14 protein-coding genes are annotated in these 12,635 nt (G+C 62.6%); 6 read left to right on the top strand and 8 right to left on the bottom strand.

The window, feature by feature from the left end; translation table 11 throughout:
* Positions 1 to 179: 179 nt before the first annotated feature.
* Genes ahbB (ACQKIK_RS04835) through ACQKIK_RS04800 form a run of 8 tightly spaced genes read right to left on the bottom strand, consistent with a single transcriptional unit; the run spans position 180 to position 5,694 of the window.
* Complete coding sequence (gene ahbB / locus ACQKIK_RS04835) at positions 180 to 701, bottom strand: siroheme decarboxylase subunit beta (RefSeq protein WP_064481532.1); 522 nt, start codon at positions 699 to 701, stop codon at positions 180 to 182.
* Positions 676 to 1,119: an Lrp/AsnC family transcriptional regulator gene (locus ACQKIK_RS04830; protein WP_241530304.1), complete on the bottom strand. Its 444-nt coding sequence runs from the start codon at positions 1,117 to 1,119 to the stop codon at positions 676 to 678. The genes ahbB (ACQKIK_RS04835) and ACQKIK_RS04830 overlap by 26 nt, the downstream gene beginning before the upstream one ends.
* The gene (gene ahbB, locus ACQKIK_RS04825; protein ID WP_045430081.1) at positions 1,112 to 1,627 is read right to left on the bottom strand and encodes a siroheme decarboxylase subunit beta; all 516 of its coding nucleotides are present in this window, start codon (positions 1,625 to 1,627) and stop codon (positions 1,112 to 1,114) included. The genes ACQKIK_RS04830 and ahbB (ACQKIK_RS04825) overlap by 8 nt, the downstream gene beginning before the upstream one ends.
* Positions 1,624 to 2,082, bottom strand: a complete 459-nt coding sequence (locus ACQKIK_RS04820) for an Lrp/AsnC family transcriptional regulator (protein ID WP_127838497.1) — start codon at positions 2,080 to 2,082, stop codon at positions 1,624 to 1,626. The genes ahbB (ACQKIK_RS04825) and ACQKIK_RS04820 overlap by 4 nt, the downstream gene beginning before the upstream one ends.
* Before the next feature lies 1 nt (position 2,083).
* Positions 2,084 to 3,262 (bottom strand): cytochrome D1 domain-containing protein, encoded by a 1,179-nt coding sequence (locus tag ACQKIK_RS04815; RefSeq protein ID WP_499134918.1) that lies wholly within the window; start codon positions 3,260 to 3,262, stop codon positions 2,084 to 2,086.
* Positions 3,259 to 3,600: a c-type cytochrome gene (locus ACQKIK_RS04810; protein WP_064481535.1), complete on the bottom strand. Its 342-nt coding sequence runs from the start codon at positions 3,598 to 3,600 to the stop codon at positions 3,259 to 3,261. Before ACQKIK_RS04810 ends, ACQKIK_RS04815 begins: the two co-directional genes overlap by 4 nt.
* A gap of 17 nt (positions 3,601 to 3,617) precedes the next feature.
* Positions 3,618 to 3,932, bottom strand: a complete 315-nt coding sequence (locus ACQKIK_RS04805) for a c-type cytochrome (protein ID WP_064481536.1) — start codon at positions 3,930 to 3,932, stop codon at positions 3,618 to 3,620.
* Positions 3,933 to 3,984: 52 nt separating this feature from the next.
* The gene (locus ACQKIK_RS04800; protein ID WP_045430070.1) at positions 3,985 to 5,694 is read right to left on the bottom strand and encodes a nitrite reductase; all 1,710 of its coding nucleotides are present in this window, start codon (positions 5,692 to 5,694) and stop codon (positions 3,985 to 3,987) included.
* A gap of 381 nt (positions 5,695 to 6,075) precedes the next feature.
* Between ACQKIK_RS04800 and ACQKIK_RS04795 the strand changes: the two genes are divergently transcribed.
* The 6 genes from ACQKIK_RS04795 to ACQKIK_RS04770 all read left to right on the top strand — a co-directional run bounded on the left by ACQKIK_RS04795 (position 6,076) and on the right by ACQKIK_RS04770 (position 12,033).
* Positions 6,076 to 6,855, top strand: a complete 780-nt coding sequence (locus ACQKIK_RS04795; protein WP_241531108.1) for a CbbQ/NirQ/NorQ/GpvN family protein — start codon at positions 6,076 to 6,078, stop codon at positions 6,853 to 6,855.
* Positions 6,839 to 7,423, top strand: coding sequence for a cytochrome c oxidase subunit 3 (locus ACQKIK_RS04790; protein WP_046164073.1), 585 nt, complete (start codon positions 6,839 to 6,841; stop codon positions 7,421 to 7,423). The genes ACQKIK_RS04795 and ACQKIK_RS04790 overlap by 17 nt, the downstream gene beginning before the upstream one ends.
* A 10-nt stretch (positions 7,424 to 7,433) precedes the next feature.
* Complete coding sequence (locus tag ACQKIK_RS04785; protein ID WP_241530305.1) at positions 7,434 to 7,685, top strand: cytochrome C oxidase subunit IV family protein; 252 nt, start codon at positions 7,434 to 7,436, stop codon at positions 7,683 to 7,685.
* A 550-nt stretch (positions 7,686 to 8,235) separates the two neighbouring features.
* A complete protein-coding gene (locus ACQKIK_RS04780; protein WP_045430055.1) occupies positions 8,236 to 8,676 on the top strand; it encodes a c-type cytochrome in 441 nt (146 codons plus the stop codon).
* 3 nt (positions 8,677 to 8,679) lie between these two features.
* Entirely contained in the window at positions 8,680 to 10,107 is a 1,428-nt protein-coding gene (locus ACQKIK_RS04775) for a cbb3-type cytochrome c oxidase subunit I (protein ID WP_045430052.1), read from the top strand.
* An 81-nt stretch (positions 10,108 to 10,188) separates the two neighbouring features.
* On the top strand, positions 10,189 to 12,033 hold the full coding sequence (locus ACQKIK_RS04770) for a nitric oxide reductase activation protein NorD (protein WP_241530306.1): 1,845 nt from the start codon (positions 10,189 to 10,191) through the stop codon (positions 12,031 to 12,033).
* The last annotated feature ends 602 nt before the right edge of the window (positions 12,034 to 12,635 follow it).

The raw sequence follows: 12,635 nt of genomic DNA, 5'->3' as shown, positions 1-12,635 counted from the left end.
CGGCAGCGCTCTTCAGCCCGCCGATGAATTCATTGCCAGGGCACGGAACAACCCGAGCCAAATGGGCCATCCAACATCGCGCCGAACGGTGCGCTCGAGACCTAGGCGGGTTTCGATCATCTAGCGCCATTCATGGGCAGGCCTTGCATGTGTGACCAAGGCCAGACCCCTACGGGTTTTTAGCGACGACTGCTCACACGCAGCCCGGTCTTTTTCAGGATGCGACTGCTGACCAGCATTTCCTCGGCCCGGCAGGCGCTGCCGAGCAGCTGCCGAATCTCGGCACGGTAGGCCTCGATTTCCTCGGCGCTGCGGCCATGGACCATGGCGAACAGGTTGTAGTGCCAGCCCGGCTGACGCGGGCGACGGTAGCAATGGCTGACGAAGGCCTGCGAGCCGATCAACGGACCGAGGCGGGCGATCTCTGCGTCGTCCACGTCCCAGACGGTCATGCCGTTGTGTCGATAGCCCAGGCGGTAATGGTTGGGCACGGCGGCGATGCGGCGGATGGCGCCCTCTGTCTGCAGCCGTTGCAGCAGTTCGAGGGTGACCTCGATGCTGGTTCCCAGCCGTTCAGCCAGCCAGGCCCAGGGATCATCCACCAGTGGCAGGCCCGCTTCGGTGAGTTCGACCAGGCGTTTCGTCAGTTCCATCGATTCGGGTGCGTCTGACGGGTCAGACCGGGAAGTGCAGGCCGACATGGTAGGTCTCCTCCTTGGGCAGGTTGAGCACAGGTAGGCCCGTCTCGGCTTCGATGCGGGCGATCGTCTGGGCGATGCCTTCGGGTGTCGCGCAGCCGAGCACAAACCACATGTTCCAGGCGTGTTCGCGGCGGTAGTTGTGGGCCACCTCGGGCATGGCCGCCAGTTGCTCGGCGACACGGTCGAAGCGCGCTTCCGGTACCGAAAGTGCGGCAAGGGTAAAGGCGCCGCCGAGGCGTTCGATGTCGAACATCGGGCCGAAGCGGGTCAGGGTGCCATCGTCGAGCAGCGCCCGAACGCGTTCGCGCAGTTGCGCGGCGTCGGCATCCAGTTCCTCGGCCAGCGCCTGCCAGGGATGGCGGACCAGCGGCACGCCGAGTTGCAGGCGATTGATCAGGCGCCGGTCAAGGTCATCCATGGGCGGCCACCTGGCTCGCGGGCGGTGCATAACGCCCGCCGCACTGCTTGAACGCGCGGGTGCTGAACAGCAGTTGGTGCGGAACGTCATGCAGCCCGTTCTCGGCGAGCATCTGTTCGATCAGCCGGCAGACCTGTTCGCGCTCACGGCCGTGCACCATGCAGAACAGGTTGTACGGCCAGTCCGGTAAGCGCCTCGGCCGTTGGTAGCAGAGGTTCACACCCGCCGCTTGGCCGAGTTTGCGGCCGACCTCGTCGACGCACTCATCCGGGATATCCATCACCAGCATGGCATTGGCGCGAAAACCCAGCGCACGATGTTTGATGACCAACCCCATGCGCCGAAACAAGCCGCTATCACTCCAGCGCCGGACCTGTTCCAGCACCGCCTCTTCGCTGGCACCCACGCGCTCGGCCAGCACCTGATAAGGTCGTGCGGCCAGTGGCAGGCCGGCTTCGAGCAGGCGCCGCAACTGCAATGCCTGGAGGTCGTTCAGGAGTGATGTCATGGCGCGTCTCCGATGGGAAAGCCGAGGTCGATGCGGTAGGCCGCCTGCATTGGCAGGTCCAGCGGGACCAGGCCGGTCTCGGCTTCGATCTGGAGCAGCAGCGCATCGATGCGGGCGCGGTCCGGCCCGGTGAGCACGAACCAGAGGTTGTAATGATGCTCGCGCAGGTAGTTGTGGTTGACCTCGGGGTAACGGTTGATCTGTTCGGCGACCTGTTCCAGCTGCGCTTCGGGTACGGCGAGGGCGACCAGGGTGCTGGCGCCGGCGCGGCTGTGTTCGAACACCGGGCCGATGCGCGACAGGCCACCGCTGCTTTCCAGCTGTTCGAGGCAGGCCAGTACCTCGTCTTCGCTGCACTCGAGGGCATCGGCCATGGCGCGATAGGGTTCGGCGCACAGCGGCATGCCGTGTTGAAAGCGGTCGATCAGGCGGCGGCTGAGAGGGTCGATTTGCATGTCACAACCCCGTTTCGTGAGCGCGGCTGCTGAAGAAAATGCCGCTCGGGCTGTCGGCGGGCAGGCGCTTGAGGAGCTTCAGGGTGTAGGGGTCCCAGACCTGCACCTCGTTGCCGTCACGTACCGACAGCCAGAGCTGGTCGCCACGGGCGGTGAATTCCATGTGCAGCACAGCCGGTCCGGGTTCCAGCTGAGCGATGATCTCGTGGGTTTCGCTGTCGATCACCTGCACCTTGCCGTTGTCCGGGTGGGCGAAGTTGACCCAGATCTGACGGGCGTCCGGGCGCGCCATGACGAACACGGGTTGGCCGGCGACATCGATGGCATCGGTCTGCTTCCAGGTCTGTGAATCCATCACCAGCACCTGGTGATGACCGATGGCCGGAACGAAGGTCTGGTTGCCGGCGACCGTCCAGCCCTCGAGGTGCGGCATCTTGTAGACCGGCAGTGCTGCCTCGCCACGGCCGTAGCCGTCGATGATGCGCTCGACACCGCGGGCGGTGTGCCAGAGGTCGATCTTGGCCATGCCGTCCTCGCCGAACAGGCCGGCGATGTAGTAACGACCGTCCGGGGTCAGCAGGGCATCGTAGGGTTGCTTACCGACGTTCTCGAAGCGGGTGATTTGCGGAGTGTTGCCCTGGCTGAAGTCCAGCAGCCAGGTTTCATGGGTGTCGAACAGGCTGTAGATGAAGCGCCGCCCGGGCGCGTCGATGACGCCAACCACGCGTGAGTTGCGGCTGCCGTCGGCCAGCGGCGTGGCGGGGATGTCGGCCACCAGCTCCAACGTGTCGGCATCGAAGACCTTGACGCCGCCGGGCTCGTAGTTGCCGACGGCGATCAGCTTGCCGTCCTGGCTGATGGCGCCGCCGATGCTGTTGCCGCCTTGAATGATGCGCTTGTCGATGCGCTGGCGCAGCAGGTCGACCTTGGTCAGGCCGCCGTCACGACCGAACACATAGGCGAAGCGCTCGTCGCGGGAAAACACGACCGAGGCGTGGGACAGGTCACCCAGCCCCTCGATACGGGCCAGGCGCGTCTGACCACTGGTTTCGACGATTTGCAGGCTACCGCTGGCGCGCTCCACCACCACACCCAGATCGCCGGTGCCGCGGAGCGGTTGCTCGGCGCAGGCACCGAGCAACAGGCTGGCAATGGCGAGCAGCAAAGACGGACGGATCATGGCGTTGGGTATCCTTCGAGGAGTAAATCGACCAGCCAGGCGATGTCCTGCTCATTGAGCAGCGCGTTCCAGCCGGGCATGGCGGTGCCGGGCCGACCGTGGGTCACGGTGGCGATCAGGCTTTCACGGGGTTTGCCGGCGATGGCGTCGAGGGTCAGTGCGGGGCCGAGGCCGCCGGTCATGCGCAGACCGTGGCAGGAGCCGCAGTCCTGCACCAGCAGGTGTTCGAGCTGTGCCTGGCGGGCGGCGGTAGGCGTATCGGCCAGGGCAGTGGAAAAGGGAAGAAGGGACACCAGGCTGAGCCCCAAACCGAATACTGCGTGTCGGGACTGAAACATGATGTCCTCCTTGGCTGTTACTTGAGGCTCAGAACCCACTCGGCGAGGGTTTTGGCTTCTTCTTCGGTGACTGGGTTTGGCGGCATCGGGATCGGACCCCAGTTACCCTGGGTGCCGTTCTTGATGCGCCCGGCGAGCAGATCGGCAGCGCCTTCCTGGCCGGCGTACTTGGCGGCGACTTCCTTCAGGGCCGGGCCGACCATCTTGGCGTCGATGCTGTGGCAGGCCGCGCAGGGCTTGCTCTTGAACAGCGCTTCACCGTCCTGAGCCACGGCAGGCTGCAGGACCATCGCGCCGCCGAGGGCGAGCAGTGGGATGAGAACTTTTTTCATCAGTTACTTCCTCAAGGCTAGGGGGGGATCTTGGCGTCCCCCCCGGTTTTACTCAGTACACGTCGTGCTGAGTGTTATGGACGTTAAATTTACCGGTTGGGGTAATCAACCTTTTGTCCTTGATCACCTTTTTCAGCTTTAACGTCTTGTCATCGACCACGACGATAGCCGATTGCTCGTCCTGGCCACTCCAGACGGAGAACCAGACCTCGTCGCCCGCTTCGTTGTACTCCGGTTGCACGACGCGCTTGGCACCGTCTGTCACTCCGGCCCATTCGGCGATTGGCAACACGGTAAAGCCTGCGCCCAGATCGTCGATGTTAAACACCGCTGCCGATTGGCTGATCTTGGCGTCCGGGTTGAAGGTGGTGTCCAGGTAGATGTGGTTGGACTTCGGATGGGTCTTGATGAACAGCGAGCCGCCACCCTGTCCCTTGAGGGTTTCGACCACTTTCCAGGCCTGATCGGGATGCTTGTCCGGATCGGTGCCGATCAGCGAAATGGTCTCGTCGCCCAGGTGGCTGGTCGCCCAGACCGGACCGAACTTTGGATGCACGAAGTTGGCGCCGCGACCCGGATGCGGGATTTTGCCCACATCGACCAACGCAGCCATCTTGCGCTCTTTCGAGTCGATCACTGCAACCTTGTTCGAATTGTTCGCTGCCGTCATGAAGTAGCGATGGCTGACGTCCCAACCGCCGTCATGCAGGAACGGCGCGGTGCCGATCATGGTGGTGGTCAGGTTGTCGATGTCCTCGTAGTTGACCAGCAGCACCTTGCCGGTTTCCTTGACGTTGACGATGAACTCCGGGTGTTCGTGGGAGGCGATGATCGCCGCCACGCGTGGCTCCGGATGGTATTCCTGAGTGCCCACGGTCATGCCCCGAGTCGAGACGATCTGCAGCGGCTCCAGGGTTTCGCCATCCATGATGGTGTATTGCGGCGGCCAGTAGTCGCCAGCAATCACGTACTTGTCCTCGTAGCCCTTGAACTTGGAGGTTTCGACCGAGCGGGCTTCGATGCCGACCTTGATCTCGGCGACCTTCAGCGGTTCTTTGGCCCAGAGGTCGATCATGTCGATCTTGGCGTCGCGACCGATCACCAACAGATAACGGCCGGAGGCGGACATGCGTGAGATGTGCACCGCGTAGCCGGTGTCGATGGTTTTGATGATTTCTTTGCTCTTGCCATCAATCAGCGCGATCTTGCCGTCGTCACGCAGGGTGACGGAGAACAGGTTGGGCAGATCCAGCTTGTTCATTTGCTTCTTTGGTCGGTCTTCGGGTTTGACCAGCACCTTCCAGGAGTTCTTCATCTCGGCCATCCCCCACTCGGGCGGGGTTGGCGGGGTGTGCTGAATGTACTTGGCCATCAGCGTGATTTCGTCTTTGCTCAGCGCGTTAGAGGTGCCCCAGTTGGGCATGCCGGCGGGCGAGCCGTAAGTGATCAGCGCCTCGAGATAGGCCTGCCCGCGTTCCTGGGTAATGTCCGGCGTCAGTGCCTTGCCGGTTGCACCCTTGCGCAGCACACCGTGGCAGCCGGCGCAGCGCTGGAAATAGATCTCTTTGGCCTGCTCGAATTCGGCGGCGTTCAGGTCAGGTGCACCGGGCGAATGGACCACCTGGGCGCTGGCCGGATCGATAGCGGAGGCTTGGCCCTTGTAAGCGGCATCGGCGTTTTCTGGATTCATCGCGGCCTGGGCAACTGCCAGTCCGAGCATTGAAAAGCCGGCGATGAAGCCCGCCAGTATGGGTTTGCTCATAGTGATCTCCTCTGACCGCTTCGTGCGGTTCCTGCTAGTGACGGCGATGTGGCAGTTCCCGTGTCTTGCTGTATGCGCTTGCATCCTATGGCCGCCTCTGTGCGAAAGCGCTTGATGCCAATCAAGAGTCGATCCGGGATACGCCAGGCGTGACGTCGTGTCGCGGGGACGGATAAATCAGGCGGGAAAAGGGAAAAAGCGCACGTCAAAAGCCGATGGTTACGCACGCGCATCGGCTCATTTCGAGTCGGGCTTGACCGTAATCAAGCTTCGCTAGCGGACGGCTTGAGGGGCGGCGGGGTGACGATTAGCGTGGTGCTAGTCAAATCCAACCGCTGCAGTGAGGTATTGCCAATGAACGCGCCCGAGAACCTTGTCGGCATGAGCGGTGCTCCGTTCTACCAGTCGCTGGGCAACGAAGAGGTGCTCTTCGAGCAGGCCTGGAAGCATGGCATGCCGGTGCTGATCAAGGGCCCAACCGGCTGCGGCAAGACCCGCTTCGTCCAGCACATGGCGCACCGGCTGAACCTGCCGCTGTATACCGTGGCCTGCCATGACGACCTCTCCGCCGCGGACCTGGTTGGCCGTCATCTGATCGGTGCCCAGGGCACCTGGTGGCAGGACGGTCCGCTGACCCGCGCCGTGCGCGAAGGTGGCATCTGCTACCTGGACGAGGTGGTCGAAGCGCGGCAGGACACCGCCGTGGTGCTGCATCCGCTGGCGGACGATCGGCGCGAGCTGTTCATCGAGCGCACCGGCGAAGCCTTGAAAGCACCACCGGGCTTCATGCTGGTGGTGAGCTACAACCCGGGTTACCAGAACCTGCTCAAGGGTATGAAGCCGAGCACCCGGCAGCGTTTCGTCGCCATGCGTTTCGACTATCCGCCAGCGGCCGAGGAGCAGCGCATCGTCGCCAACGAGGCACAGGTGGATGCCGAACTGGCGGCGCAGGTGGTCAAGCTGGGGCAGGCCCTGCGCCGGCTCGAACAGCATGACCTGGAAGAAGTCGCCTCGACCCGCCTGCTGATTTTCACCGCGCGGATGATTCGCTCCGGCATGAGCCCGCGGGAGGCCTGCATGGCTTGCCTGGCCGAGCCGCTGTCGGACGATCCGCAAACCGTCGCGGCGCTGATGGATGTGGTCGATGTCCATTTCGGTTGACCGCACCAGCCTCTCCCGGCGCCTGCCGGGCGATCTGGCGATGTGGTTCTTTATCCTCGCCGAGTTGACCGTCTTCGCCATCCTGATTCTGGCCTTCGCCGTGACCCAGGTGCTTAACCCAGAGCTGTTCAGCCAGAGCCGCGCAGCGCTGGACAGCTCCATGGGGCTCGCACTGACCCTCAGCCTGCTGACGTCCGGCCTGTTCGCGGCGCTGGCCGTGGAGCAGGTGCGCGCAGCACGGCCTGGGCGAGGGGCGCTACTGCTGGTCGCTGCGTTGGCGACCTCCTGCGTTTACGTCGTGCTCAAGCTCAACGAGTACGGCCATCTGTCATCGATGGGGCTGGGGCTCGAGCACAACACCTTCTTCACCCTGTACTGGATTCTTACCGGCTTTCACTTTCTCCATGTGCTGCTGGGGATGGTGATCCTCGGCTGGATGGCCATGCGTTGCCAGCGCGGCCTTTATACGGCGGCGGACTGCGCGGGTCTGGAATCCGGGGTGCTCTATTGGCACATGGTCGATATGGTCTGGGTGCTGCTGTTCCCGCTGGTCTACGTCATCAACTGAGGAGACCGTGATGTCCGCTTCAAAGGTGCTGATCGGGTGTTGGCTGGCGCTGGCCGTCCTGTCTACGGCCACCGTACTGCTCGGCAACGCCGGCTCGACGCTACTGTTTGCCGGCGCCGTGCTGGCCGTCGCGCTGATCAAGGCCTGGGTGATCACCGAAGGCTTCATGGAGCTTCGCCATGCGCCGGTCATGTGGCGCCTGCTGTTGTTCGGCTGGCCCCTGGCGATGGCGTGCGGGATCCTGTTCGCAATGATGGTGTAGGTGACGAACTGCGATCGCCAGCAAGCGGGCTTCGCGGACAAGGCTAGGCGCCCCCGACCGCGCCCAAGGATTGCGTGGTGGGGATTCTCTTTGTGTTGATGGAGTCGCTAGCGTGCCCGGATCGCCAGCAAGCTGGCTCCTACACCGGACAGCCGTGCGCCGACAATTTGTAGCCAGGCCGGCGGGCTTTGCATACGCGCAGTTGCGGCTGAACCTGTGGACGAGCCTTGCGCGGCCTTGCTCCGTTCTTCGTAGGAGCCAGCTTGCTGGCGATCGCTTTGTATTTCGGGGCCGCAACCGACCCACCTGCGCGCGCCTATGGCCGCTTCCTGGTGCCCTGCGTCCATAGAACCGTAGGGTGGGCTTCAGCCCACCGCTTGCTCCTGAAGCCCACCCTATACGGCTTTGCCGCGTCGCTTGCGCCTGCAAAACCGGCTCTCGCATGGGTAGGGAAAGACCCAGTACCGTGTTCAGGTTTTTCTTGATTGCTATCAAGCAGGTTTCGATAGCTCCCTTCTTAAACTGGCCACGCCAACATGAGGAGGCGACCATGTCCGAGACCTTTACCAAGGGAATGGCCAGAAACATCTACTTCGGGGGAAGCGTGTTCTTCTTCCTGGTATTTCTGGGCCTGACCTATCACACAGAGCAGACCTTTCCAGAGCGATCCAATGAGTCGGAACTGACCGAAGCAGTGGTGCGAGGCAAAGCGGTCTGGGAAAACAACAACTGCATCGGCTGCCACAGCCTGCTTGGTGAAGGTGCCTACTTTGCGCCGGAACTGGGCAACGTCTTCGTTCGACGCGGTGAGGATGCGGCCTTCAAGCCCTTCCTGCAGGCCTGGATGAAGGCTCAGCCGCTGGGCGTACCCGGACGCAGATCGATGCCTCAGTTCAACCTGAGCGAGCAGGAAGTCGACGATATGGCCGAATTCCTCAAGTGGACATCGAAGATCGATACCAATAACTGGCCGCCAAACAAGGAGGGCTGAGAGATGAGCGTTATGAATCCGCATCTCAAGTTCCAATCGCAGGCCGTCGCTAAACCCTACTTCGTATTTGCGCTGATGCTCTTCGTCGGGCAGATCCTGTTCGGTCTGATCATGGGCCTGCAGTACGTCGTCGGTGACTTCCTGTTTCCACTGCTGCCCTTCAACGTGGCACGCATGGTTCACACCAACCTGCTCATCGTCTGGCTGTTGTTCGGCTTCATGGGCGCGGCCTACTACCTCATCCCTGAGGAAGCCGACCGCGAACTGCACAGCCCGAAACTGGCGATCATCCTGTTCTGGGTGTTCGCAGCAGCCGGCGTGCTGACCATTCTCGGTTACCTGTTCGTGCCCTACGCCGGTCTTGCCGAGCTGACGCACAACGAACTGCTGCCGACCATGGGCCGGGAGTTCCTCGAGCAACCGACGATCACCAAGATCGGTATTGTCGTGGTCGCTCTGGGCTTCCTTTACAACGTCGGGATGACCCTGCTCAAGGGCCGCAAGACCGCCATCAGCATGGTCATGATGACCGGCCTGATCGGGCTTGCAGTGTTCTTCCTGTTCTCCTTCTACAACCCGGAAAACCTGGCGCGCGACAAGTACTACTGGTGGTTCGTGGTGCACCTGTGGGTTGAAGGCGTGTGGGAACTGATCATGGGTTCGATGCTGGCCTTCGTCCTGATCAAGATCACCGGTGTCGACCGTGAAGTGATCGAGAAGTGGCTCTACGTGATCATCGCCATGGCGCTGATCACCGGCATCATCGGTACCGGTCACCACTTCTTCTGGATTGGTGCACCTGAGGTCTGGTTGTGGCTGGGTTCGATCTTCTCTGCCCTGGAACCGCTGCCGTTCTTCGCCATGGTGCTGTTCTCGCTGAACATGGTGAACCGTCGTCGCCGTCAGCACCCGAACAAGGCCGCATCGCTCTGGGCCATCGGCACTACCGTGACTGCGTTCCTGGGTGCTGGCGTGTGGGGCTTCCTCCATACCCTGGCTCCGGTGAACTACTACACCCACGGTTCGCAGTTGACTGCAGCGCATGGCCACCTGGCGTTCTACGGTGCCTACGCCATGATCGTGATGACCATGATCAGCTACGCCATGCCGCGTCTGCGTGGCCTGGGTGAGGCGCCGGATGCACGGGCTCAGCGCATCGAGATCTGGGGCTTCTGGTTGATGACGCTGTCGATGGTCGCGATCACCCTGTTCCTCACCGCCGCTGGCGTGGTGCAGGTCTGGTTGCAGCGGATTCCGGCTGACGGGGCAGCGATGTCCTTCATGAATACTGCTGACCAACTGGCTGTGTTCTTCTGGTTGCGGCTGGTCGCTGGGGTGTTCTTCCTCATCGGGCTGGTGCTCTACCTCTGCAGCTTCAGGCAGCGTGGGCGGGCCACCGCGGATGTACCTGCGGCCGTCGTTGCGGCCTGAGGCAAGACACCGATGTAATCGACGGCCCGGCTGACCCAGCGGGCCGTCGTTGTTTTCATACCGCGCTAAGGATCAATCGCCATGGCCTTTACCATCGAAGTTGAAGAGTGGGTCGGCAGTGTCTGGCACCGCTTCATCACCCGCCGCGCCAGCCCGGACTTCCCCGACGCCAACGTCTCGCTGGAAAGCATGCAGCGCAGTCTGTCGGTGCTGTTTCGTGCCATGGGCGGTGCCAGTGGTATCGGTGTCGAGGCGGCCAACGCGCGCGATCTGATGCTGCGCCGCAACCTGCTTCAACAAGTCGCTGGCACCTGCAAGCAATTGCCGGTGGCCTGGTGCGATGCGAACAACCTGCGCCTGCCGCAGAATCTCGCGGTATACCCCGAAGTTTCACTCAATCAGGATTTGTATCGCTGGCTGGCGCTGCTCGCGGCGCAGGCGGGCGAGATGCGCCACTGGGCGCGTGACAACCAGCGCTGGACTCAAGCCATCCTCGAGCGTTTCCCGGCGATGCAGCCACGCTACGAGCGACTCGTCGAAGCGCATCTGCAGCTCCGGCCAGATCCGGACACGCTGCCCCGCGCCGAGGGTGCGCTGGAACGGGCTATCTGCCAGGCCCTGCGTGAGCCGGGCAGCGTTCAGCAATTCCCGCGCAGCGAAGTGGCCCCCTGGCCGCTGCCCATGTGGCTGTACCCCGCGGAAAATCTCGGCGTGCCGCAGGCCACCGAACTCGCCGAAGAAGATCAGGACAACAACCTGCAGGCGCCGCCGACCGAGCAGAAGGGCATGCGCAAGCGTGCCAAGCGTGTCGAGGACAGCACCAGCAAGGGCGGCCTGATGCTGTTCCGCCTGGAAAATCTGTTCAGCTGGTCCGAGCATGTCGAGCTGGATCGCCAGGGCGATGACAGCGAAAACGAAGACGCCTCGCGCGTCGCCGAAGACCTCGATGAAATCGCCATGTCGCGTCAGCGGATGCGCAAGGGCGGCGGCCTCAAGCTGCACCTGGACCTGCCGCCTGCGGACGTGGATGACATTCCGCTGGGCGAAGGCATCAAGCTACCGGAATGGGACTATCGCAAGCAGCGCATGCAGGCCGATTTCGTCAGCCTGCAGATGATGTTGCCCCGGGGCTCCGAGCCCATGGGGCTGCCGCTGAGACTTAGCCCGCTGGCGCGCAAACTGCGTCGGCAGTTCGAACACCTGCGTAATGATCGTCAATGGCTGCGCGGGCAGCCGCAGGGTTCGGAGTTGGACATGCAGGCCTGGCTCGACTTTCACGTCGAGCGCCAGCACGGCCAGTGCGCCGAGCGCGGGCTATTCATGGAGCAGCGGCAGAATCGCCGCGACCTGGCGTGCCTGCTGCTGGCCGACCTGTCCATGTCCACCGACGCGCACCTGGACGACGAGCACAAGGTGATCGACGTGATCACCGACAGCCTGCTGCTGTTCGGCGAAGCACTGTCGGCGGTCGGCGACGATTTCGCGCTGTATGGCTTTTCCTCGCTGCGTCGGCAGCAGGTCCGCATGCAGGAGCTCAAGAGCTTCAAGCAGCGCTATGGCGACGACACCCGTGGTCGGATCCAGGCGCTGAAGCCCGGTTATTACACCCGCATGGGCGCTGCCATTCGCCAGGCGACCGAACTACTGGGCAAGTGCAAGCAGCGACGCAAGCTGTTGCTGCTGGTCACAGACGGCAAGCCCAATGACCTGGACCTTTACGAGGGCCGTTACGGCGTCGAAGACACCCGCCAGGCAGTCATGGAAGCACGGCGTCAGGGGTTGTTGCCGTTCTGCATCACCATCGACCAGGAGGCGGGCGATTACCTGCCCTACATGTTCGGCGCCAACGGCTTCACCTTGATCAAGGAGCCACAACAACTGCCGTTCCGCCTGCCGCAGTTGTACAAGCAGCTGACCCAGCCGTAGGGTGGATGTCGCTTTTTACATCCACCGTTACCCGGTTCGGTGGACCGCCACCCGGTGGATCGCCACCCGGTGGATGGCCACCCCGTGGATCGGTGATGCGTGATCCACCCTACGAACCGCCAGGGCAGATTGCGTGGCGACGGGAGTGTGGGACGGGCGGCGTTCCGTTTCAGCCCACCAGCCTTTGCACCGCTTGATGCCTCGCCATTCACCTGCGGACATGGCCCGTTCATGCCGCGACATTGACGCAGTGTTCCGAGGCTATGTTTTTTAGCGCAGTTGCTTCGCTTGATTCTGGCGTATTCATCGGTGGGCTGAAGTCCACCCTACGGTCTTCATGGCGCGCCGTATTCAGGCTTGCCAGTTTGGGAAGGACGTTGCTTTGATGGACGGAAGCCCACTCTGCTGGATGGCCCAGCAATGCTGGTCGGAGCACACCGGCGGTATCGTAGGGTGGGCTTCAGCCCACCAAGGCATCTATCGGGCGGCTGTTGCCCGCCAAGCTTGATGCCGCTATCCATTCTCCCGAAGTTGCCTCAGGGCGAGGGTGATTCGTAGGGCAGATGTCGCTTTTCACATCCACCACCATACCGCTCAGTGGA

This window comes from Pseudomonas sp. NPDC047961 (assembly GCF_050272435.1).
GTDB lineage: Bacteria > Pseudomonadota > Gammaproteobacteria > Pseudomonadales > Pseudomonadaceae > Stutzerimonas.
Note: the sequence above shows the minus strand (reverse complement) of the source record. Positions and strands in the feature narration are given on the sequence as shown.

Coding starts and splice junctions, on each gene's coding strand:
- ahbB (WP_064481532.1), bottom strand. CDS start 701: ATGTCGGCCTGCACTTCCCGGTCTGACCCGTCAGACGCACCCGAATCG.
- ACQKIK_RS04830 (WP_241530304.1), bottom strand. CDS start 1,119: ATGGATGACCTTGACCGGCGCCTGATCAATCGCCTGCAACTCGGCGTG.
- ahbB (WP_045430081.1), bottom strand. CDS start 1,627: ATGACATCACTCCTGAACGACCTCCAGGCATTGCAGTTGCGGCGCCTG.
- ACQKIK_RS04820 (WP_127838497.1), bottom strand. CDS start 2,082: ATGCAAATCGACCCTCTCAGCCGCCGCCTGATCGACCGCTTTCAACAC.
- ACQKIK_RS04815 (WP_499134918.1), bottom strand. CDS start 3,262: ATGATCCGTCCGTCTTTGCTGCTCGCCATTGCCAGCCTGTTGCTCGGT.
- ACQKIK_RS04810 (WP_064481535.1), bottom strand. CDS start 3,600: ATGTTTCAGTCCCGACACGCAGTATTCGGTTTGGGGCTCAGCCTGGTG.
- ACQKIK_RS04805 (WP_064481536.1), bottom strand. CDS start 3,932: ATGAAAAAAGTTCTCATCCCACTGCTCGCCCTCGGCGGCGCGATGGTC.
- ACQKIK_RS04800 (WP_045430070.1), bottom strand. CDS start 5,694: ATGAGCAAACCCATACTGGCGGGCTTCATCGCCGGCTTTTCAATGCTC.
- ACQKIK_RS04795 (WP_241531108.1), top strand. CDS start 6,076: ATGAGCGGTGCTCCGTTCTACCAGTCGCTGGGCAACGAAGAGGTGCTC.
- ACQKIK_RS04790 (WP_046164073.1), top strand. CDS start 6,839: ATGTCCATTTCGGTTGACCGCACCAGCCTCTCCCGGCGCCTGCCGGGC.
- ACQKIK_RS04785 (WP_241530305.1), top strand. CDS start 7,434: ATGTCCGCTTCAAAGGTGCTGATCGGGTGTTGGCTGGCGCTGGCCGTC.
- ACQKIK_RS04780 (WP_045430055.1), top strand. CDS start 8,236: ATGTCCGAGACCTTTACCAAGGGAATGGCCAGAAACATCTACTTCGGG.
- ACQKIK_RS04775 (WP_045430052.1), top strand. CDS start 8,680: ATGAGCGTTATGAATCCGCATCTCAAGTTCCAATCGCAGGCCGTCGCT.
- ACQKIK_RS04770 (WP_241530306.1), top strand. CDS start 10,189: ATGGCCTTTACCATCGAAGTTGAAGAGTGGGTCGGCAGTGTCTGGCAC.